The sequence below is a fragment of the Cognataquiflexum rubidum genome, from assembly GCF_022538115.1.
Taxonomy (GTDB): Bacteria; Bacteroidota; Bacteroidia; order Cytophagales; family Cyclobacteriaceae; genus Cognataquiflexum; species Cognataquiflexum rubidum.
Genome location: NZ_JAKZAL010000001.1, coordinates 162,828 through 184,990, shown reverse-complemented (window position 1 = coordinate 184,990; position 22,163 = coordinate 162,828). Strand labels below are relative to the sequence as shown.

Annotated in this window: 18 protein-coding genes; 8 read left to right on the top strand and 10 right to left on the bottom strand. The window is 42.3% G+C overall.

What is annotated here, in order from left to right; all coding sequences use genetic code 11:
• Positions 1-12: 12 nt before the first annotated feature.
• Entirely contained in the window at positions 13-1,092 is a 1,080-nt protein-coding gene (locus tag MMU05_RS00750; RefSeq protein WP_241139774.1) for a Fic family protein, read from the bottom strand.
• 477 nt (positions 1,093-1,569) lie between these two features.
• Between MMU05_RS00750 and MMU05_RS00745 the strand changes: the two genes are divergently transcribed.
• Positions 1,570-3,999: a TonB-dependent receptor gene (locus MMU05_RS00745; RefSeq protein WP_241139773.1), complete on the top strand. Its 2,430-nt coding sequence runs from the start codon at positions 1,570-1,572 to the stop codon at positions 3,997-3,999.
• A 566-nt stretch (positions 4,000-4,565) separates the two neighbouring features.
• Here the strand turns inward: MMU05_RS00745 and MMU05_RS00740 are convergent.
• Both MMU05_RS00740 and MMU05_RS00735 read right to left on the bottom strand, forming a co-directional pair.
• Positions 4,566-6,101 (bottom strand): S8 family peptidase, encoded by a 1,536-nt coding sequence (locus MMU05_RS00740; RefSeq protein ID WP_241139772.1) that lies wholly within the window; start codon positions 6,099-6,101, stop codon positions 4,566-4,568.
• 359 nt (positions 6,102-6,460) lie between these two features.
• Positions 6,461-6,955, bottom strand: coding sequence for a cupin domain-containing protein (locus MMU05_RS00735; protein ID WP_241139771.1), 495 nt, complete (start codon positions 6,953-6,955; stop codon positions 6,461-6,463).
• Between the two features lie 116 nt (positions 6,956-7,071).
• Here MMU05_RS00735 and MMU05_RS00730 point away from each other — a divergent pair, with 116 nt between their 5' ends.
• The gene (locus tag MMU05_RS00730) at positions 7,072-7,311 is read left to right on the top strand and encodes a hypothetical protein (RefSeq protein ID WP_241139770.1); all 240 of its coding nucleotides are present in this window, start codon (positions 7,072-7,074) and stop codon (positions 7,309-7,311) included.
• Here MMU05_RS00730 and MMU05_RS00725 read toward each other — a convergent pair.
• Both MMU05_RS00725 and MMU05_RS00720 read right to left on the bottom strand, forming a co-directional pair.
• Complete coding sequence (locus tag MMU05_RS00725) at positions 7,277-8,596, bottom strand: prolyl oligopeptidase family serine peptidase (protein ID WP_241139769.1); 1,320 nt, start codon at positions 8,594-8,596, stop codon at positions 7,277-7,279. The genes MMU05_RS00730 and MMU05_RS00725 overlap by 35 nt on opposite strands.
• A gap of 144 nt (positions 8,597-8,740) precedes the next feature.
• Positions 8,741-10,201, bottom strand: a complete 1,461-nt coding sequence (locus tag MMU05_RS00720; protein WP_241139768.1) for a CotH kinase family protein — start codon at positions 10,199-10,201, stop codon at positions 8,741-8,743.
• Between the two features lie 172 nt (positions 10,202-10,373).
• Here MMU05_RS00720 and MMU05_RS00715 point away from each other — a divergent pair, with 172 nt between their 5' ends.
• The 3 genes from MMU05_RS00715 (at position 10,374) to MMU05_RS00705 (ending at position 13,649) form a co-directional block, all read left to right on the top strand.
• Entirely contained in the window at positions 10,374-11,192 is an 819-nt protein-coding gene (locus MMU05_RS00715; protein ID WP_241139767.1) for a helix-turn-helix domain-containing protein, read from the top strand.
• Between the two features lie 263 nt (positions 11,193-11,455).
• Complete coding sequence (locus MMU05_RS00710; RefSeq protein WP_241139766.1) at positions 11,456-12,154, top strand: response regulator transcription factor; 699 nt, start codon at positions 11,456-11,458, stop codon at positions 12,152-12,154.
• 28 nt (positions 12,155-12,182) lie between these two features.
• The gene (locus tag MMU05_RS00705) at positions 12,183-13,649 is read left to right on the top strand and encodes a sensor histidine kinase (RefSeq protein WP_241139765.1); all 1,467 of its coding nucleotides are present in this window, start codon (positions 12,183-12,185) and stop codon (positions 13,647-13,649) included.
• Positions 13,650-13,858: 209 nt separating this feature from the next.
• Here MMU05_RS00705 and MMU05_RS00700 read toward each other — a convergent pair whose 3' ends face one another.
• Genes MMU05_RS00700 through MMU05_RS00685 form a run of 4 tightly spaced genes read right to left on the bottom strand, consistent with a single transcriptional unit; the run spans position 13,859 to position 16,333 of the window.
• Positions 13,859-14,302, bottom strand: a complete 444-nt coding sequence (locus tag MMU05_RS00700) for a DM13 domain-containing protein (protein WP_241139764.1) — start codon at positions 14,300-14,302, stop codon at positions 13,859-13,861.
• A gap of 11 nt (positions 14,303-14,313) precedes the next feature.
• Positions 14,314-14,976, bottom strand: a complete 663-nt coding sequence (locus tag MMU05_RS00695) for a Crp/Fnr family transcriptional regulator (RefSeq protein ID WP_241139763.1) — start codon at positions 14,974-14,976, stop codon at positions 14,314-14,316.
• Complete coding sequence (locus MMU05_RS00690) at positions 14,973-15,842, bottom strand: hypothetical protein (protein WP_241139762.1); 870 nt, start codon at positions 15,840-15,842, stop codon at positions 14,973-14,975. Before MMU05_RS00690 ends, MMU05_RS00695 begins: the two co-directional genes overlap by 4 nt.
• 47 nt (positions 15,843-15,889) lie before the next feature.
• Entirely contained in the window at positions 15,890-16,333 is a 444-nt protein-coding gene (locus tag MMU05_RS00685) for a DM13 domain-containing protein (RefSeq protein ID WP_241139761.1), read from the bottom strand.
• Between the two features lie 330 nt (positions 16,334-16,663).
• Between MMU05_RS00685 and MMU05_RS00680 the strand changes: the two genes are divergently transcribed.
• Positions 16,664-18,781, top strand: a complete 2,118-nt coding sequence (locus MMU05_RS00680; protein ID WP_241139760.1) for a beta-L-arabinofuranosidase domain-containing protein — start codon at positions 16,664-16,666, stop codon at positions 18,779-18,781.
• A 23-nt stretch (positions 18,782-18,804) separates the two neighbouring features.
• Here the strand turns inward: MMU05_RS00680 and MMU05_RS00675 are convergent, their stop codons facing one another.
• On the bottom strand, positions 18,805-19,413 hold the full coding sequence (locus tag MMU05_RS00675) for an alpha-ketoglutarate-dependent dioxygenase AlkB family protein (RefSeq protein ID WP_241140058.1): 609 nt from the start codon (positions 19,411-19,413) through the stop codon (positions 18,805-18,807).
• Between the two features lie 723 nt (positions 19,414-20,136).
• On the opposite strand from MMU05_RS00675, the gene MMU05_RS00670 reads away from it, so the two are divergent.
• The gene (locus tag MMU05_RS00670; RefSeq protein ID WP_241139759.1) at positions 20,137-20,502 is read left to right on the top strand and encodes a BlaI/MecI/CopY family transcriptional regulator; all 366 of its coding nucleotides are present in this window, start codon (positions 20,137-20,139) and stop codon (positions 20,500-20,502) included.
• Positions 20,502-22,121 carry a M56 family metallopeptidase gene (locus tag MMU05_RS00665; RefSeq protein ID WP_241139758.1) on the top strand — a complete coding sequence of 540 codons (1,620 nt, stop codon included), beginning with the start codon at positions 20,502-20,504 and terminating at the stop codon, positions 22,119-22,121. Before MMU05_RS00670 ends, MMU05_RS00665 begins: the two co-directional genes overlap by 1 nt.
• The last annotated feature ends 42 nt before the right edge of the window (positions 22,122-22,163 follow it).

Below are 22,163 nucleotides of genomic sequence, written 5' to 3'. Positions count from 1 at the left end.
CATGCTGTAGAATCACCTTTTAGATAAAATACTTATCAGAGGTTCGTTAACGTAGTAGTTACCGGTTCCAAGTTTTTCTTTACGGAGAACCCCATCATCTGCAAGTTTATTGAGATAGTTTGATGCGGTGAGTCTAGTCACCCCCAAGTCTTCTACCAAAAATTCAATCTTTGTATAGGGATGTTTGAACAGGTTGTTAAGCAATTCTTGGCTATAAAATTTGTAATTATCCCTTAGTCTGTTTTTGAAAACTGCCATAAGTTCTTTGATCCTGAGTATCAATTCAACTGTTTCTTTGGAGGTTTCTTTAATCCCCTTAATCATATAAATCAACCATTCCTCCCAAGCCTCATTCTCCCTCACTTCTTGTAGCAATCTATAATAATCTGGTTTGTTTTTGATAATGTAGCTGCTTAAGTAAAGGATAGGCACAGTTTGAAGTCCTTCCAAAATCAAATATAGAATATTCATTATCCTTCCGGTTCTTCCGTTGCCGTCATAAAATGGATGGATACGTTCAAACTGGTAATGTATGATTGCCATTTTTACCAATGGGTCATAGTCAGACATTTGAGGCTCATTTATGAATTTCTCCAAATTATCCATCAACTTGATTATCTCCTCAGGATTTTGTGGTGGGGTGTAAATCACTTCTCCATTTGCAGCATTTTTGAGCGTGGTTCCCGGAAGTTTTCTAAATCCGGCATTATTTTCTTCAAGAGTTTCCTGGATTTGTAAAATGATATTATTGGTCAAAAGTCCCTTTTTAGAAGTCAGATCAAAGCCTTTTTTCAATGCTGAAATGTAATTTTGAACTTCTTTGGCCTCCATAGATTGGAAAGAGGCAAGGTTTAATGCGGATTTGAACAGTTCATCATGGGTGGTGACAATATTTTCGATTTCGGAACTGTCCTTTGCTTCCTTAAGCCCTAAGGTATTGATCAGGATATTTTGATTTGGGATAGTCGATGCTATTCCTTTCAGTTCAGCCAAGGCAGCGTGGGCGGCAGGTAAGCATTTAAGGACTTTCTTGGTTTCAAGGTCTTCTGATAAGGGAAGTGGTTTCAAAACCCATTTTTTAGATTCTGCCATAATGTATAGATTTTCGAATTTTCTATACTAATATAAGGTAATATGTATAGATTTTTCAATTTTCTATACATATAAATATTTGAATGTATAGTTTTAGGAAAAACAGGGACCTATAGTTTTTATTAAATCCATAAGAAAATACCTGTCTATTTTCAAAAATAAAAATCAAATGGAAGTACGCTTTCATATAACCAACTCAATAAAACCAGGATTGAAGTGCAATTGCAGTGGCTCCGCCACGGCGGAGAAGTCTGGACTGTCGGCAGGGGTCTATGGTCAGATTATCCTCAGTTTTAATCTTTAGGCATAAAAAATGAATCTCTATCCCCAAGATTTTTAATCCATAAATAAATGTAATGTCTACCATAAAAATAATTTAAATAGAATTAATCTAAATAAAATTAAAATTTAAAAGGACGATTTCTTAATATTGTGTTATTATTTAAAATTAATCCAAATAAATACAATACATAAAACATGAAACTGGTTTTTACGATTGTAAGTGCTTTACTGATAGGGATGAATGTTTCATTTGCCCAAAAGAATGTATTAAAAGGAAAAGTCTTGGATGAGACCAAGCAGGCTGTTCCGGGTGTGGCTTTGACGCTGGAAGGTACCGTAAGGGGAGTGCAGTCTGACCTTTCGGGCGGTTATACCATCAAGGATATTCCCGAAGGAGATTATATCCTCAAAGTCAACATGCTCGGCTATAAGGAAGTCAGCATTCCTTTTAGCATTATGAGTCAGGAAAATAAGGAGTTGGATATCACACTGGAGGAGGCCATGGTCTCCTTGGATGCCTTTGAATTCTCGGTAAGTCGGGGGATTATGGGACAGGAGCGGCTTCCTGAGGTGGACCGCTTCCGCATCAATGCCGGAAAGAAAAATGAAGTGATCAGGGTGGGAGAGATCAATGCCAACCTTGCGATGAACAACAGCCGTCAGATTTTTAGCCGAACGCCAGGCATTTCCATCTGGGAAAATGACGGTTCGGGCATACAGTTGGGAGTAGCTGCCCGGGGTTTGAATCCAAACCGCTCCTGGGAGTTCAATGTACGGATGAATGGATATGACATCACTCCCGACCCCATGGGGTATCCGGAGGCTTATTACACTCCCCCCATGGAAGTGGTAGAACAGATTGAAATCGTCCGTGGTGCTTCTTCCATCCAATATGGTTCCCAATTTGGAGGATTGATGAACTTCGTCATGCGCAAGCCTGACAAATCCAAGCGTTTTACCTTCGAGACGTTGAACACTGTCGGTAGCAATGGGCTTTTTAGCACTTTCAATTACCTCGGGGGAACAGAAGGAAAATGGAGCTATACAGCCTATTACCAAAAGCGGGTGGGGAATAGCTGGAGAGAAAACAGCTATTTCAATACCGACCATGCCCATGTGGAGGTCAATTACGCCGCGAACAACCGCCTGATGATCGGATTGGAAATGACTTATATGGATACCGAAAGCCAACAGCCGGGTGGTCTGACTGATGAGCAGTTCAAAACCGATCCCAGGTCAAGTTCACGGGAAAGGAATTGGTTCAGCACGCCTTGGTTTATCCCGGCTTTGACAGCCGAATATATCCTCAGCGAAAAAACCAAGCTGAGCTGGAAGACTTTCGGGACATTTGCAGAAAGAAACTCTGTGGGTTTTATGCGTCCAATAAACCAAGAGGATGACATGGGCAACAGACAGGTGGACAGGGATTTCTACACTACCTATGGTTCGGAAGTCAGGATGATCACCGAGTATTCATTGTTTGGCAAGGCAAATACCTTGGCAGCCGGGCTTCGGTATTTCAATGGCTTTATCGACAGAAAGCAAGTGGGTGCAGGAGACAATGGCACGGAAATGAACTTTGACCTTATTGACGGCGGGATTTTCAGAAGGGATTTTGACTTTACCAATATCAACCAAGCTGCCTTTGCAGAGAATGTGTTCAGGTTTTCTGACAAGTGGCTTTTGACCACAGGCCTGAGATATGAGAGGATTTACTCTAATATGGAAGGATTGTTCAATATCGTCAATGACCAAGAACAGGTATTGCTTCCACAAAACAGGACCAGGAATTTCCTTTTGGTGGGTATCGGATCTGAGTATAAAATCACCCCATCCATGGAGTTTTATTCCAATTTTTCCCAAGCTTACAGGCCTGTGCTGATATCGGACCTAACCCCTCCGGCTACTACAGATATCATCGATGAAAATTTGCAGGACTCAAGGGGTTTCAATTTTGATCTTGGATACCGGGGTGCCATTCAGAATTGGATGAAGTTTGATGTGGGGTATTTTTATCTGAACTACGCAGACAGGATAGGGACTATTGCTGTACAGGATGATAATGGCGCTATCTCACAGTTCCGTACCAACTTGGGCAATTCAGTCAGCCAGGGTTTTGAGGGATATGTTGAATTTGACCCTATTTCGGCCCTTACCAAAACTTCCAGATTTGGGTACCTACACCTTTTTGCTTCACTTGCTTTTGTGGATGCCCGATACGGGGATTTTGCCACGACTTCCGTCAGGGAGGGTGAAATTGTCTCGGGTAATCTCAAAGGAAACCGGGTCGAAAATGCCCCCCGAAAGATCAACAGGTACGGAGTAACGTATCGGTACAGCAGATTTTCAGTGACTTGGCAATTGAGTGATATCGGAGATGCTTTCTCGGATGCTTCCAATACCGTTTTGCCCAATGCGGCTGCAACAGTCGGTTTGATTCCAGCTTATCGGGTTCAGGACATCTCAGCCTCTACAGATATCAAAAGACGCTATATTTTCAAGGCTGGGGTCAATAACCTGACCAATGAAATGTATTTTACCAGAAGGGCAGGCGGCTATCCTGGGCCAGGAATTATGCCGGGTGAGGGAAGGACTGTTTACTTTACATTTGGATTGAAATTATAATCAAACTAGGGTTTTTTAAAAAGGCTGTCCACATATAATGGGCAGCCTTTTTTTGGTTGTTTCTTTGATGAGTGTTCAACAGTTTTTCATTTTTTTTTTGGAAAGTTTGAATACTTGATAGAATATAAAAATCGAATCGCAAATCGATCTATCGGTATCGGATTCTTCAAAAAATCCCTGAATGATGTTTTTTTGGCCGATTACTGAAATATATCAGTATTTTTTGTTTTGACTATGGGTTTTCAAATATCATTTGATTTGTCTATTATGGATAGAAATTGGTGATTCCTGACATGGTCTTTTAGATCTTAATTTGCGATCGTTAACCCACATTTAGTGATAACAAAGTAGCGGGAGAAACAAATTGAAGATTGAAGGTAAAGACTGAAAAGCCGGTGAGTTAAAATATGTGGCTACCCCTACTGACCTGATTTTGGGTTCCTGGCCTGAACTGAAAGGCTTGGTGGAAATATATGCGCAGCAAAAATGGGGGACTTGGAAAGACAGTACATAAAAAAAGGAGCCCTAGAGCTCCTTTTCCTTTTTTATCAATTTACGTAAATCAATTAATTGTAAGCCACTGTAATCGTAGAAGAGCATGTATTGCTTCCTGCCACGCAAACTTTGTATGTAAGCGAACCACTGCCTTTAAGGTTAGTCCTGTCTTGATAAGTTGTAATGTTGGTAGTGGTTGCTATTCTGGTGCCGTTTCGGAAAATGTCCACTGAAGTACCACTCGCAAATCCTGAATAGGATAAATTTACACGAAGCCTTCCTGACACTTTTGCCCAAGTGGCAGAAAGTGTTATCGGGCTTGGTTCAACTGTTGGAGGAGGTGTCACTTCTCCACCTGAAGCCCTTGTAAAAAGAAGGTGGTTATTTGGAGAACTGGCACTAGTGATGACTCCTTTTGTAGCATTGGCACTGATCAGATCATAGATTTGCTGTGCTGTGGCGCTTGGGTTGGTCTGAAGCAAAAGGGCCGCTGCACCTGCAACATGTGGACTGGCCATACTTGTACCGCTTATTGTGGAAGTCGCTGTGGTACCTGTGTACCAAGCAGAGGTGATTGATGAGCCGGGAGCAAAGACTTTTACAGTTGTTCCAAAATTAGAGAAGCTTGAGCGCGCATCAGTGTTGGTGCTCGAACCTACAGCATAGGCATTAGGAGCATTGGCAGGGGTAAACCCAGAGGCATCCAAATTAGAATTACCTGCCGCCACAATTACAGCAACATTGGCATTATAGAGTCTTGCTACTGCATCATTAATAGTGGAACTGGAACCTGAGCCTCCAAGAGACATATTGACCACAGCTGGTGATGTTCCTTTGTTGGCCACAACCCAGTCCATTCCGGCTATAATCGTTGACCAAGATCCTGATCCGGTATTGCCCAATACTTTCACTGAAACCAAGGTTGCTTTTTTGGCAACCCCATATACTGTACCTCCTACGGTTCCTGCTACGTGGGTTCCATGTCCATTTAAGTCAGAACCATTATCGCTGTATCCCGAATAACCTTGCTGTGTCCGACCTGTAAACTCGACGTGGTCATATTTGATCCCTGTATCCAAGATGTACACTTTTACACCTTCACCGGTCTGAGAGTAGGTATAACTGTTGCTTAATGGCCTGGCTGCCTGATCGATCCTGTCAATACCCCACGTCGCCGGGCTTTGGGTGATGTCCGCAAATGCATAGGCAATTCCGTCCTCTTCGACCAGTTGTACACTTGGGTCAGCCCTTAGAGCGCTTACCTGTTGTGGAGAAAGAGTGGCCGAAAATCCGGTAAGTAAGCTACCATACACATGGTCAACCTGAATAGGGGTTATCCCAAACTTTGTGACAAGGTCTACGGCTACTTTTCTCATGCCTGCCTGCGCATCTTCATAATTGACGGTTTTCCTGAAATTAATATTGCTTTCATGGAGTGTCACAATATACTTTCCGGAGAGATGGGTGGGTTTACCGTCGAGGGTATTGAACTCCTCCACTGAAGGGTTTATTTCATCATGTGTTTCACATGATATTGAAAACAGGGATAAAAAGAGTATGCCTATTCCAAAAAACAAACTGGGCTTAGTTAAGCTTAACTTATTCATAAAGGTTATAATTTAGGTAAGTTAAATTTTAATAAAACAATTTGTATTTAGCCATTTTATTTTGATTTTATTATAAAAAATGCTGAAAAAAGTAAATAAAGTGTATAAAAATATTTACTAAATATCATTGCAATAATTACTACTTTGTAGTTCATTTTTCCTTTTTTGAGTCTTTCCTTGTTTCAAGTGTTGTATAAAAAAGACATGCAATTTTCTTATTTGTCGATATTTCAGTCCAGGTTTGCTTCGAAGTGCTTTACCAAAAAATAAAAAAAAGTGCCCTAAACATATCTAGGGCACTTTTTTTAGTTTAAAATAAATTGACTTTTTCGGACTTAGGGGATTCAAATCCTAGGAAATCACCGTCCAAAATCATCCTGCAGCCTGACAATATCGTCCTCATTGGACGGATTGGAAGCATCTGTATGTTGCCAAATCTCCGCCACCACTCCCCAATCTTCCAAACCTATCAACCTGTGTCTTTCCCCTTGTTGGAGCTTGATTTTGTCTCCTTCCGAAAGGGTCTTGATTTCATTTTGCACATCAGTCATGCTTGTTCCCACGGCTACTTTTCCTTTGATGCAGCGCCAGATTTCGGCCCGGCGGAAGTGGTATTGCCAACTCAACCTTTTCTCGGGGGCTACCAAAAGGATTTTTGGGCTAAGCATTTCTGAAATTTTCAGAGATTCAAAATCCTCCTCCGGGAAAAATTGAGCGGCAAATTTGGAAGCTTGGTCTTCGTTGATCACCAAAAACCCTCCCCAAGGTCTTTGTTCGTCTTTTTTTACAATTTCAAATCCCAAACCTTCAATATACTGTTCTGTTTGTTCAAAAATCTCTTCTTTATAATTCATTATTTCTAAGTCAAAATTGGTGCTGATGATAAAGTGTTCAACTTGTAAAGGAAAGAATTTTTTGAATTTCTCCTTATTCATTTTGAATCGGCGATAAATATAAAAATCATTAATGTATGTACACAATTATGCAAGTAGATTGGATATCCATTTCAATTTTTGTCTGCAGACTGAAATATCCGGTACATCCCTGCCCGACGGCAGGCGGGGGTCTTCCGACTTCCGTCTTCCGTCCCCATGAAGAAGAATATAGGGTTACTGGCAAAGAAGCGTATATCCATGAAATCATTTTGAAAAAACGACCCAAGGATCTCCTCACGTCTACTTTTTCTTCTGGGCTGCCAGCCATTCCATGATGGTAACAGGGCGTCCGTTGAGCATGACAGGAGAGCCATCCAAATCCGTCCTAGCCGTATTGGCATGGGAATAAATCCACGACCAATGTCCATTATAACGGTAATTTTCACCACCATAAAATCCCGTGATGTCTGTCACGTTATCGTAGTAGGACAAAATCACATTTTTTGCGCCCGCTTGTTTCAGTCTTTGGTAAAGAGGAATGATTGTGTCATCTGGTTTGGTGGTCCCGTCATCTTTGGCATGGATAAACCACATCGGCAAGTTTTTGATTTTCTGTACCTGTGCGTCACTTACAAACTCATTTGAATATGCCAAAGCACTGATATATGCACCTGCAAAATAATCCGGGTGCTCCAAAATCAGTTTGAGAGACATATAACCCCCGTTGGAACATCCTCCCACATAAATTCTCTTTGGGTCTATGTTTGGGTTTTTGGCCACATAATCTTGGATCAAAGCGAAAACAGCCTCATTGTAGATGTCGTTGTCTTTCCCTCGGGTCATTCCATCAGCCGCCTGCATCCAAAAGGTGGGCGCTTGGGGTGCCAAGACATAGGCCCCACCAAAAAGAACCTGAATTTCCGGGGAGGCATAATTGGCTGCTTTGTTGCCCAGCAAGGCAATAGTAGGGTCGTTGCCACCTTCACCACCGCCATGAAGCCAAATGATCAGAGGAACTTTTGACTTGATGTCTTTAGGTGCAAACGAAGCGTAAGACATGCTAAGGCCGTTTCCGTATTGGAATGTTTTGGACAAATCATATTGGTCTACCAAGGGCATGATTTTGCCTTTGGAGTTATTCCAAACTTTTCCCGTTTTGTGGTGGAGGATGGTCATTTTGTAATCTACCCAATAGTTGGCGCCACGGTTGTTGATCCTTGTGTATTGGAAAGGTGATCCGACTGGCATGGCTGGGCTGACTGACAAGACCAAAGTGATGTGTCTCCCTTCCGCCAACCTGTTCCCATTTTCATCCGAAACATAAGCATAGACTACTGACCGGGTTCCGGAGGCACTTTCAGCCTGAATTTCTGCACCTTCCAAACTCCGGGTTGCGAATACTTGGTATTCTGTTGCGTTTGCATCCTTGACGGACTCTTCCAAACTGAGAATGACTTTGTTCACAGCAGGTCCCCAATCAAACCCTTCCACCACCCATCTGTAATCGCCGGGTGCAGCTAAGTTATTTATGTGGTTTTCATTTGGATCGGAAGCTGCAGCACCATAAGAGAAATGGCCAAGAAGAGAAGCCAAGAAAAGAAGGAGATAAAACTTTTTCATAGGAAGTACAATGGGTTTGGTTTGATGAACAAAAGTTAATTCAAAGGAATGGGGTTGGATAGTGGATTTACAGGAATGGGAGGTTTGGAGATTTGACAAAAAAAAATCCGGTAGTTTTCAAAAACCTGCCGGATCTAAAATCTTCTAAAATGCCCCGATTTTTCCATCCATCCAATTGGCGCGTTGACTCAGAAAATTCTGAAGGTCAAGGACAGATTGGTCGTAGGTTCGGTCCGCACTTACTTCCCACTTCGCATAGTTGCGGGTGACGGCATTATTGTCCTGCAGGTACTTGGAAGTGTCGGATACAAGTTTTTGGAGGTTTCCGGTGCTCAAAGTGCTTCCTCTTAATGTTGTCCAACGGGTTTTGACAGCTTGGCGAAATATCTGATCTTCCATCAATCGTTCCCACCAAAACGGCATCATCCAAGGGTCTTTGTTGACATAGTTGTTGTAATTGATCACCCAATCATTCATCGGAATCCTATCTCCCTCGTCAAAGCCAATATTGAAATCCCATACAGGCCCCATACCCAATTTACCATCACGGTCTTTTACCAAAAAGGTGCTGATGCGGTAGGCGTCGACATTACGGCAAAGTTCATTGATGAGGAAATAGTCCACAAAACTTCCGATGTCTATGTAATCAGCATAACTCCTTTCTCCTGCACCAAAATCATCCTGTAGCAAAGCAGTTTCGAAGTCTTGCAAATAATCGGCGATATAGATTTTTTGGGCACCGGTGATGTCTTCCGCTTTTGGATACTCATACATGAAGTAGGTCTCCAAGTATTGGTCCGGATGGTATGGTGGCCTAAAAGCCTCAAAATTGATTTGTTTTCTAAAAACATCATACCCGCTTCGAAAGCTGTTCTGAGAGGTATATCGGGCATCATCATCCCAATTGTTCAGGAAATAAGAAAGTGGTTTGCCATCATGTTCCGGTCCGGCATCAGCCTTGTCGATTTTGAGGATATAGCCCCCTGTCAGGTTGGTGGAGGATGTATTCAGTGATTTGATGTCAATCCGTTGACTGTCTCGCTTCAGCTTTTCACACAGATAATACACCCCCATATACTCCCCGTTGACTTCAATTTCGACAAACTTTCCCCTGCTTGCATATTTCCCGATCTGATTGGAAATGTCATAGGCGACTTGGTTGAACATCAAGCTTCTGTCCCAAATGTACTTTTCGGATTTATTGACAACATGGCCGATAAGCCTCCAATCTTCCTCCTTGGGAAGACCAAGGAAGGAAACGTCGATTCCTTCACCCGCCTCGTCAATAGTTTCAAAGTTGAATCCCTTTTTGTCTGAGAGCCGAAAAGATGTTTTGCCACGGTATTCGATATCGATCAGTTGGGTTTGGATCAGTTTTTTCTCTTGGTAGATTTTCATTTGGGCTTGAACCTTAGGTTCGTAAGGAATCGAAGCACCACGGGTGTCTATCACGACATAGGGTATCTCGCTATCTTCAGTATCGATGGCAAATACTTGTCCGTCGTCACCCTTCGGGATAAAAACCTCGACGGGTTCCTTGCATCCTGTCCAAATGAACAAACTGATGACCCCAATCCAAAAAATGTTTCTAACTGTACCTTGCATAATTTTTATATTTGGAAAACAAAACTAGGTGAATTTTACGGATTGCATAATACTTAAGTTTGGGGTCAGACTCTCGCCCCAAACAATCCCATTTGGAATCAGTTTTGTATTTGGCGTAAAGATGGCGCATGCCTGACGTTCTAATAGGATTTAGAAAAAAAGATATTTGGCCGTGAATCCAGAAGAAAAAATCAAATCCCTGAGGCTTGCCAAAGGACTTACCCAACAGGAATTGTCAGACCAAAGCGGCATTTCCCTGCGGACAATCCAAAGAATAGAAAACGGGGATGTCAAACCCAGCCTTTATTCTTTGAAGAAACTTTCCGAGGTACTGGAAGTGGATTTGGTTGGTTTTTTTAAGGATTCCAAGAAAAAAATCAATGTTCCAAATTCTAAACTTTCCAAAACCATGAACGGCTTATTTTCCTCTTTTTCCTTGTACAGAATTCCCCTATTAGGATCGCTTTCGCTTGTCGGATTGTCTATTTTGTCATTCTTGTTTTGGCCAAATAGCAGACCAAATGAAAGTCAACCATCCCAAAATTATGCTTTTGAAGTAGCCACAGTGAATTGTGGGTCTGAGACGGAGTGCGATATTGAAGTGACCAAAAAAGATGCTTTGGGCAATATTCTGTGGCAAAAAACCTATGGCGGGACAAGCTATGACAAGGCATCCCAAATCCTTCCCACCGAAAATGGCGGCTGTACGGTACTCGGTTCTACCAGTTCGTTTGGCGCAGGCAATTATGACGTGTTGCTCCTGAGTATCGATGCATCAGGCGAGCTCCTTTGGCAAAAAACCTATGGAGGATTTTTTAATGAGTATGGAGAAAAGTTTGAAGTCGCAGCTGATGCCAATGGCTACCTGATAGCCGGAACTAAACAAGCTTGCCCCGGCTCAAATGTATCCGCAGATTGCAGGGATTTCATCTGGAGTTTTGAGGTGGATAGGGAAGGAGAAGAAAAGGGAATGAAGCTGATCGGCGGATAAATCCTTGGTTTTATACTGAAGAGATACCCGGATTTTGGAAGCCTCCTCAAGGATGGATTCCAAAATCCGTGTTTCTTTTTTTTGGGGAATGGAAAGGCACGGGGTCATTGGAACCAAAAAAAACTTATCGATAAGGTTCACGTTTTTAGGCTAATTCATTTAGCACAAATAATTCTTTTTACTTGAAAATTCCCTCAGGGCCTTTCGTGATACTTTCGTGAATATTTCGATTTACTTTTATCGGTATTTACAACATGGCAATTATGAAAAAGGTACTGGTAGTCGAAGATGACCCTAATATCAGCCAACTCATTCAGATTCATCTCAGGGACCTGGGCTATCAGATTCAGGTGGCTAACAATGGAAAGACCGGATACGATCTTGCTTCCTCGGGTGCGTTTGACCTGATGATTTTGGATATCATGCTTCCCGAAATGGACGGTCTGAGTATCTGTCAAAAGCTCAGGGCATTGGATAATTTCACTCCTATCCTGATGATCACAGCCAAATCCGAAGAAATCGATAAAGTAATGGGATTGGAATCTGGTGCTGATGATTACATCACCAAACCTTTCAAAATCAGGGAATTTATAGCCAGGGTCAAAGCCATCGTGAGAAGGCAGGACCAATTTGTCCTCTTGAGCAATAAAAATGAGGATGCGGTGCGGTTTGAAAATCTGGAAATCGATGAGAAAAGGAGAAAAGTCTTATTGAACCAAAAAAGAATTGACCTGACTCCCAAAGAGTTTGATTTGCTGATGCTTCTGGCCAAAAGTCCCGGGAGAAGTTACAGCAGGTCAGAGCTTTTGGAGCTGATCTGGGGATATGATTTCAGTGGTTATGAACATACCGTCAATGCCCACATCAATCGGCTGAGGTCAAAAATCGAAGTTGATGGCAACAATCCAAACTTTATATTGACAACATGGGGCATCGGTTACCGCTTCAATGACGAATGGTAAAATCCCCTTAAGAATTAAATTAGATGGTATGAAAAGTCTATTTTGGAGAATCTCCCTGGTTTTTACCTTAGTCATGATGGTGGTAGGCTTTGCGTATATCATGATCACTACAGTCGCATCCAAAAACTATTTCCTGGAAACCACACAAAAACTGAACGCTTCAGTAGCTGAATATCTGGTCAAAGAAGCGCCACCTTTCAAAAACGGTAAAGTCAACGAGGATGCCTTGGGTGTAATCATGCATTCCATGATGGCCGTCAATCCAAGCATTGAGGTATTTCTTCTAGATCCCGAAGGGGAAATACTTTCGTTTGTGGTATTGGATTCCAAGGTCAAGCTCAAAAGGGTAGATGTCAAACCTGTAAAAGAATTCATTGCATCCGGCGGTTCCGGGTTTGTTCTCGGAGATGACCCAAGGGCAAATGGGTATCAGACCATCTTTTCTGCGACAGAGGTCATCGAAGATGGCAAACTCTTGGGGTATGTCTACATCACTTTGGCAAGCGAAAAATTTGAAGAAGTAGCAGCAGGTCTTTTGGGAAGTTATTGGCTCAAATTGACACTGAATTCTTTCCTGATCACAATGGTCATTTCATTGATCATTTCTATGTTGCTGACTGCGCTGTTGACAAAGAACCTCCGGGAAATAGTCAAAACGGTAGGTAAGTTTAAAGATGGAGACCTTCAGGTGAGAATTCCCCAGATGAAAGCCAATTCTGAACTTTCCGTACTTGCCTCTACTTTCAACCAAATGGCAGACAATATTCTGCACAATATGGAGGAGCTCAAAAAAGTGGACAGCCTGAGGAGGGAATTGATCGCCAATGTGTCCCATGACCTCCGCAATCCTTTGGCTGTGATCAACGGATACGTCGAAACCATGATGATCAAGGGTGATCAGCTCACTGAATCCGAAAGAGAGCAATACCTGAAAATCATCTCCGATTCCTCAGACCGGCTTACCAAACTGGTGGCGGATTTGTTTGAGCTCTCCAAACTGGAATCCGGTCAGATGCAGTTAAAATTGGAGCCGTTCAGAATCCAGGAATTGCTTTTTGATGCCTGTCTTAAATTTGAACTTTTGGCCAAAGCCAAAAAAATAGACCTTGTCGCAGACATTTCCCCTTCCCTCCCTGTGGTGAAAGCAGATCTATATTTATTGGACAGGGTAATTCAAAACCTGATTGATAACGCCGTCAAATATGCTCCCGAAAACGGACAGATAATCCTCAAGGCATTTTATTGCCAGACTACCTACAAAGTCTGTGTCAGTATCAAAAACACCGGTTCGGGAATTCCCCAAAAAGACTTGGCTTCACTCTTTGAGAGGTATTATATGGTAGACAGGGACAAAAAAGGAATCGAAGGGGCAGGTCTCGGTTTGGCGATTGTCAAAAAAATATTGGAAGTCCACGATTCAAACATTCAAGTCTTTTCGGATTCTTCCACCTTTACCGAATTCGTTTTTGAACTTGATCCCATGAGGTCTAATTAAGGGTAAAGGCTTTTTTTATGGCTTTAGGAATTATGAAGTTTGGAATCTAACATGGATTCTTTAGCATTCTTGGATGTAGGATCCCATTTTAACCTAACCTGTGATTGGGCTGAAAAGAAATGACATGACTTAAACCCCTTCATGGGACAAAAAAAAGGGAGATGAATCTTCATCCCCCGTTTTTTATAATAAATAGACCAAACAAAATGTTATTCCAATAAGGCATTTCCAAAAGGAATGGCTGCAGCTCCGCACCAGATGATACCGTGTGTAAACTTATCGTCTTTATTGCCCTGAAGCTCATAAAAGTGTGCTCCGGGCCTGTTTGCCAATCCCAACAACTGGAAACTCCCGCTTTCATTCAGCCTCAATGTAGAGGAGGTAGACAGGTAGACCGTGACCGTGCCGGTAGAGAACTTGGTAGTAAAATTGTCACTCAGGGAGATGTAAAATTTTCCCGCCTGATCCCTTACAAGTTGTACGGTTCCTCTTGTCCCTGCGCCGCTTTGGTTTGATAAGGTGCCGCTTTTGAGCACTTCAAGAGGTCCGGTTACCTCAACCATGTCATCATCCATCGGAATTTCATCCGACATGTTTTCGCAGGACAGCAGAAAGGCTGTCATCAATACTAAAATCATACTTAAGTTTTTCATGTTGAATTGGTTTAATTGTGAATATTTGACAGGCTTCTAAATAGAATCCGGTCTCTTGAATAAATGATTTTCTTTTTGGTTTTAAGTTCATTCATGACTGTGGTCACTGTTTGTCGGCTGGTATCGGCGAGTTTTGCAATGTCTTCATGGGACAGCCAAATTTTAAGCAAAGTTTCATCTCCAAATTTCTGACCTGCTTTTTGGGCAAGGTGCAGGAGTGTCTCCTTGATTCGGTAAGCCGCATCTTTGTTTAAAAGCCTTTTGTGCCGGAGATTTAATTTTTTAAAATCCTCCAAAATAATGGCTGATAGACCTGCAACCGAATTTGGATAGGTCTCCAAATTGATTTCGGAGAGTTTGATATAATGGACCTCAGTATCATCAGATAGGGTGATGGCAGAATTATTAAAATGTATTTCAGGATGGAATAAGGCGTCCCATTCCCCAAAAATCTCTCCTTCAGTTTTGATGGCATGGATGACCTGTTCACCGGACTCGGCTACCTCACACAACTTCACAGCACCGCTTTTTACCATAAAAAGCTTGTTGGCCAAATCTCCCTGCCGGTATACTGTCTGGAATTTCCCCATTTTCTTAAAGGGCAGAAACATCAATCCTATCGGAAAGTCCTTTTTCCCGGAGGTATAATCGGATGATAAATTGATGTGATTCATTCTGTCGGGGGTTTGAGGTTATAGAAGATTCCAACACCAAAGACTCCCCCTGAATAGATGTTTTTTCTATCAAACAGGAGGTCATTGTAATTGCGGTAAGTAAGACTCAGGTGGAATTTTTTATAGACCGGGGCGCTAAGACCCAAACTGTAACTTGTGTATTCCGTGCCGTCCCCTCTTACAAAATCCGTTACTTCGGTAATTTCGTCAACGGAAGTCAGTCCGTTCATCCGGATATTGAACCAGACCTTGTCGGCAATCTTATAACCCAATTCCACCCCAACTGCAAGCTGATCACTGAATGAAATCCCGTCATATTGAGTCCTATAATTGTATGACCCAAACAAGGATCCATAAAACGGGATATCCCCCAATGCAAATGATGTTGCCAATGTAGTCCAGACATTGAATTCCCCATCGCCGCTCGGAAGATTGATTCTTTCAAAGTCGTTGACCGTACTATTGGCAAAATTATTGGCCCTGCCAATCGGGATTTCGGGAGCGATGCTGATGGCCAAGGGGAAGTATTTCTTGAGCAAGGAATGTTTGAATTCCAGTCTCAGGTCGCCGAGTCCTGAGACAGTTTCAGTAGTTTCAAAACCGTTGAAGTTCTGCAAAGGCAGATTGGTGATGATGGTAAATTTGTCCGTCACCCCATATTCCCCATAAAAGACGATGCTTTGCTGGTGAAACCTGTTGGTAACGAGCCTTTCGCCATCAAGGGTGAAGTAATCCTTGGAATTAAATGTCGAAAATGAGGTCTGGAAAAAACCTTCGCCTTTTGTTTTTGTCCATCCACTCTGACCACTTGCTTCCTGTACCACAAACACCAATGCCAAAATCTGGAAGAGTTTTATATTTTTCATGATGGGAGAGTTAAGCACCCCGGGTACTCCGGGATGCTGTTGGGTAATTATTGCAACCTTGCATTACCAAAGGGAATGCCCACAGATCCGCACCAAAGTATAACATGGGAATACTTCCCTAAATCGGCTCCTGATGGTATTCTGAAGAAATTTTCACCTGCATTTCTGACAGGACCTACCAACAATAAATTTGGATTGCCATTTCCCGGATCAGGGGTAAACGTATCAGAGGTAGAGAGGTAAACCGTCACAGTTCCTGTGGCCAAGGCTGTCCGAAAAGCATTGTTGAACGCCAAAAAAACCGTTCCTTGAGTATCGGTACCGATAGTGGCTGTACCTGTACTTCCTGCGCCGTTTTGGTCTGTGAAATTTCCAGCTCGCAGTACTGAAAGGGTCCCGTTTGGTAATGTAGAATCGATGATTATTGGATCTGTGTCATCGGAACATGCGGCAAAGATGACCACCGCTAGAAATAGGATTATTTTTTTCATGATAGTTTTGATTTTGTTTTGATCAAAATTGCCCATCAGTTATCACAAAAAAATCACGAAAAAGTAAAGTTTGAATTTTTCGTTTTCATAAAAGAAAATCCAATTGGGGAAGATCTAAATTCTTGGATGATTTGTACGAAAAGCCCATTTTTTCAATTTTCCCTGAGTGCCTTTTTGAGAAAAATATACCAAGTTGGAGAAAAAACACTGAGGATTGGATGAATTTAGATTTCAATCCCAATTTGTAGCCTAGGGTATATTCAAGTTCTTTTTCTTTTTTTCAGGATGGAAATAATTAACTTGGAATACCCAAAATAATTCCTCCATCCTATGAAGAAAATAGCCTGTTTTTTAATCCTGAGCACCTTGTTGGTTGCATGTTCCCAAACTGACTCTTCTCAGGAATCCACCGTAAAATCCCATTATCTTGTCAACCGTGCACCTTTAGAGCCCACCCCTTATCTTGAATTGCCCCTCGGAAGTATCAAGGCCGAAGGCTGGCTTCAGGACCAACTTCAGCGGATGGCCAAAGGACTGACTGGACACCTGGATGAGGTTTACCCCGAGGTGGTTGGTGCCCGAAGTGGCTGGCTTGGTGGAGATGGGGATGGATGGGAAAGAGGTCCTTATTGGATAGATGGTTTGTTGCCATTGGCCTATATATTGGATGATGAGCAACTCACAGAAAAGGCACAAAACTGGATCGAGTGGACGCTTACCAATCAGGCGGAATCAGGCTACCTGGGACCAATTCCTTTTGAGACCGAACCAGAACCTGAAAAAGGAATCCAAAAAGGGCCAAGGGAGGATTGGTGGCCAAAAATGGTCATGCTCAAAGTCCTGCAGCAATACTATCAGGCCACAGGCGATGAACGGGTAATAGCTGCTTTGACTAAATATTTCCAATACCAATTAAAAACCCTTCCCGAAAAACCTCTGGATTATCTTTCCCTTTGGGCAAACCGCAGGGCAGGGGATAACCTGATGGTCGTCTATTGGCTGTATAATATCACCGGAGATGCATTCCTGTTGGAATTGGGGGATTTGATTCAGGAACAGACTTTTCCCTGGCAGCAGATTTTTACCAATGCGGAAAATGCTGTCCAATATCAAGATGTCTGGCATTACAATAAAATCAAGCGCTTTCCTTTTGATCAGGAAGAAATCGGAAACCTGACCTTGTCAAAAGTCCCCGGACTGCATACCGTCAATGTTGCCCAAAGCCTCAAACAGCCGATGGTTTATTTCCAAAAAAGCAAAGACTCCCAAGCCTTGCCTGCAGTCAAAAAAGCACTTCAAGACCTGCAGCAATATCACGGGCAGGCACAGGGAATGTATGGAGGCGATGAACCCCTGCACGGAAATAATCCTGTTCAGGGAGTTGAGTTGTGCTCCATAGCCGAAGAAATGTTTTCTCTGGAAACCATTCTCAAGATAACCGGAGACATGGAATTCGCAGACCTGCTTGAAAAAATCACCTACAACGCCCTTCCTGCACAGGTTTCGGATGATTACCAAACAAGGCAATATTTCCAAGCCGCCAACCAGGTAGAACTCACCGATCAGCTTGAAACTTCCTATGAGAAAACCAACCATGAGGGGACGGATTTTGTGTTTGGGGTGCTCTCGGGTTATCCATGCTGCACGACCAATATGCACCAATCTTGGCCAAAATTTGTACAGAATCTATTCTATGCGACGCCGGATGGAGGAGTGGCTGCTTTGCTCTATGCCCCGAGCAGCGTAGAAATGACCGTTGGCCACGGAGCCATGCTCAAAATCAAAGAAACCACCGGATTCCCTTTTCGTGAAACCATCCATTTCGACATGGAGCTTTCGGAAGATGCGTTATTCCCTTTTCACCTCAGGATTCCGGCTTGGTCCCAAAATCCCAAAATTGAGGTCAATGGTACCGAAGAGAAATTTGAAGTTATCGGCCAAGTGGCTGTGCTGAAGCGGACCTGGAAAAGTGGTGACAAGGTTACTTTGACCTTGCCCATGGAATTGAAGTACTCAACCTGGTATCGGGACTTGGTTTCTATTGAAAGAGGGCCTTTGGTTTTCAGTTTGAAAATCGAATCTGAAAATAAAATCAAAGACAGAAAAGACCGCTTCCGCGCCTTTTGGGAAGTTTTTCCGAAAAGCGATTGGAATTTTGCCCTTGAAGCCAACACCCTTTCGAATCTGAGCGGCAATATCGAAATCATCGAAAATGACTGGAACGGGGAGTTTCCATGGAATCTGGAAAACGCGCCTATCGAGCTGAGATTAAAAGGTGTTCATGTACCGGAATGGAGAACCGTCAAGAGTGCGCCACAGCTCCCTGAAAACCTGCCTAAAAGCATGTCCATGAATGAAATAACCCAAAGGCAAAAGGAGATTACTCTTGTTCCTTATGGCTGTACGACGCTCAGGATCACAGAATTTCCGGTAGTCAAAGTAGAATGAACAGCGTAATAATGTGTTTTTGATTAGCCAACTATCGTCCTGAAGGTCAGGTTGACTCTTGGTCTTTTGACCAACTTGGTGGGAGGTAGCCGGTGGAGCCAATGCGTTTGGGTTTTGCCTGCCATCACGAGCAGGCTCCCGTGTTCGAGAACCAATTCCACTTTCTCGGCGGATTCTTTGTGTTTGAAGGCAAATTTCCGCTCGGCCCCAAAACTTACGGAACCAATCGCGCCGTCTTTTTTGAGGTCTGTTTCCCCGTCGCTGTGCCAAGCCATACCTTCCTCTCCGGTATGGTAGAGATTGAGCAGGCAGGAATTGAAAGTCTCCCCGGTTTCATTTTCGATGGCTTCTTTAAGTGTCTTGAGTTCCTTGGTCCAAGGCAGGGCGGTCTTGGTAGTATTGGAGTAAGTGTACTCAAACTCCCGGTCGCCGTACCAGGCTACTTTACGCTTGGTGATGATCTTTTTCCCAAAAATGTGTGCCTCGTCATTTTTCCATTCGATGGTATTCAGGAGAACCTCGTAGTAAAAATCAGCTTCTTTGGGATTGAAAATTTTCCCATAATAATTGACGATTCCTCCTTTGGGAAGTAGGTTTTTGCTTGGGTTAGTACTCGGTTCGAAGAGGTTCAGATTCATGGCAGCAAGTTGGGAATAAAAAATTATAATGATAAAACAACCCTTAAGGTTTTGGAATGAGCCATGTTTTTTAATGCCAATATCGGGAGGTGTTTAAAAAATGTATATCAGTATTGTCTTATGTACCTAACTATTTTCAAAATTTTCTATCTAATACAAAATCTTATAGGTTTGAGGTGGGGAGGAATGATCCCGAAGCTTCGGGAGGCCGACTCCGCCCTTGTGCGCGGATAAGGGATTAAAACGGGAGTTTTAATAGCCAGATTGTGCGGTTGCCCGTCTTGACTTTTTTGGCTACTTTTTTTGTCAAGCAAAAAAGTAGCTGAAAAAAAATAGGATCGATTTCATATAGCTCTAAGAACATTTTTAAAGTTCATTATGATTATCCGCTTTTATACCATTAGCCAAATTCCAATTTTCTTCACCTCGGCAAGCTCGGTGAACGGATAACTTTAGACTTGAAGGGGGAGAGAGAAATGCGGCTTTGCCGCATTTCTCTCTCCCCCTATTAACATCTTTAAATCCCGGTGGTTGAGCCTGCCGAGACCATTCCGTAAGAAATCGCATACTGGTTAGAAGGCGGATATACAGCAAGTTTATTTTATTAAAGTCCGAAGTAAAAATTTCCAATTGAAAAAATCTGAAAAATAATCAATCTACACTTGTAGATTTAAAATTAATATCTACATTTGTAGATATCGATCTTAAATCTAGACAATGAAACTTTCCCCAACCGAAGAAGAACTCATGAACCATCTCTGGAGCCTTAAAAGCGCATTCATGAAAGACCTTTTGGATGCATATCCAGAACCAAAACCCGCATCGACGACAATCTCAACTTTGCTAAAACGGATGCAGGAAAAGGAATTTGTGGCCTACAAGACATTTGGAAATTCACGTGAATACTACCCCCTGGTGACCAAAGAAAATTATTTCTCCAAGCACATCAATGCGCTCATCAAAAACTTCTTCAATGATTCACCGGCTCAGTTTGCCTCTTTTTTTACAAAAAAGACCCAACTCAGCGATGAGGAACTCATCGAAATCAAAGCCAATATTGACAACCTCTTAAATAAAAAGTAATGGCACTTTACTTCATCAAATCCGCGGTCTGCCTGCTTCTCCTTCTGTTGTTTCACCGTTTGGTGTTGCAGAAAGAGGCCATGTATCATTTCAACAGGTTTTACCTCCTGTTTTCAGTGGTGGTGTCATTCCTGATACCTTTAAATACCATTGAAGTTGCAACCACACAGCCGCTGTTTGAACCTGAAGTGCCAACAGAATTTGTACCTGCTGTGGAAAGCTTGGGAATGCAGCCGGTCGTTTCCAATGCCGAAAAAAGCTTAGATTGGAAGCTGGTCCTGATCCTTTTTTATGGGTTGATCACATTTGCATTGTTGGTCCGGTTTATAAGGAATATCAACATTTTATTTGAAAAAGTAAACCGGAATGTTTTGATAAAATACCGCGGGGAAAACCTCGTGATGCTTCATGAAGATTGCCCTCCCTTTTCTTTTTTGAAATATATTTTTGTCTCCCATACAGATTTTGAGGCCGAAAAATTTACGGATGCGATACTGATTCATGAGTCCACCCACGTGAAGGAAAAGCACAGTTGGGATAACCTTTTGGTCGAATTTCTTTTGGTTTTCTTTTGGTTTCACCCGGGATTGTATTGGGTAAAGACCGCCATCAAATTGAACCATGAATTTATCGCTGACCAAGCTGCATTGAAAATTATTCCTATCGAAAAATATAAACTCGAGCTTTTATCCATGGTTTTGACGGGACAAAATTTTGGATTGGCAAGTAGTTTGAATTTTTCACTCACCAAAAAAAGACTTGAAATGATGAAACACAACACAACAAATTCAACAAAATGGATCAAGATTATAGCTTTGGTGCCGGTACTCGGGGCTTTGGTTTATATCTTAAGCGAAAAAGTCTCCGCCCAAAATAAAGACCAAATTCCACAGACGCTCTACTATGACGTCAAGCCCGATCGTAATACAGAGGATTTTGATATCATCCTGACTTTGTTTGCAAATGGTGAAGTGGAAATTGGAAATAAGATATATACCATATCTCAGGCAGTAAAAGTAATTAATGAAATCCCCAAGAAAAAAACAAAGCCGAAAGCGAGACTAACCGTAAAACCGGAGACCCCTATGGGTTTTGTTTCTGATTTGCAATATGCCCTTTTTGACAACGGGATCAAGCATATAGACCATATCCAACTTGAGCAAAAGGCTAAACCCCAAACGTTGAGTCAATCCTCGAAAAAGGATTTTTACTATCAAAACTCGACTTTTTATATTCAGGATAAAAACGGAAACAAGACCAAGAAAATGTATTCTGAATTGACTGAGAATGAAAAATCCGAATTACGTGAACCGCCATCAGTACCTGTCAAGGCAAGTCCTTCCTCTGAGACTTTTGAAGGTTGGAAAGACCCTAAGAAATTTGCGCTGTGGTTGGACGATTTGATTATTCCAAATACAAAATTGGATGGAATGGAAGCTATCCAAATTGTACATGTATTTTCGAGCAGAGTGCACGACAATGCCCGTTCAGAACGGTTTCCACAACCTTATCAAGTCCATTTGTATACGGAGGCCGGATTTCAAAAAACGTTTGGACCGAATTCTGATTTTGTGACAAAACCATTGGGGGGCACGATAACTTTGAGATCAAAGGATTGAGATGTCTCAACCTCCCTTTTTCAATTTCATAAGCAGGTCATC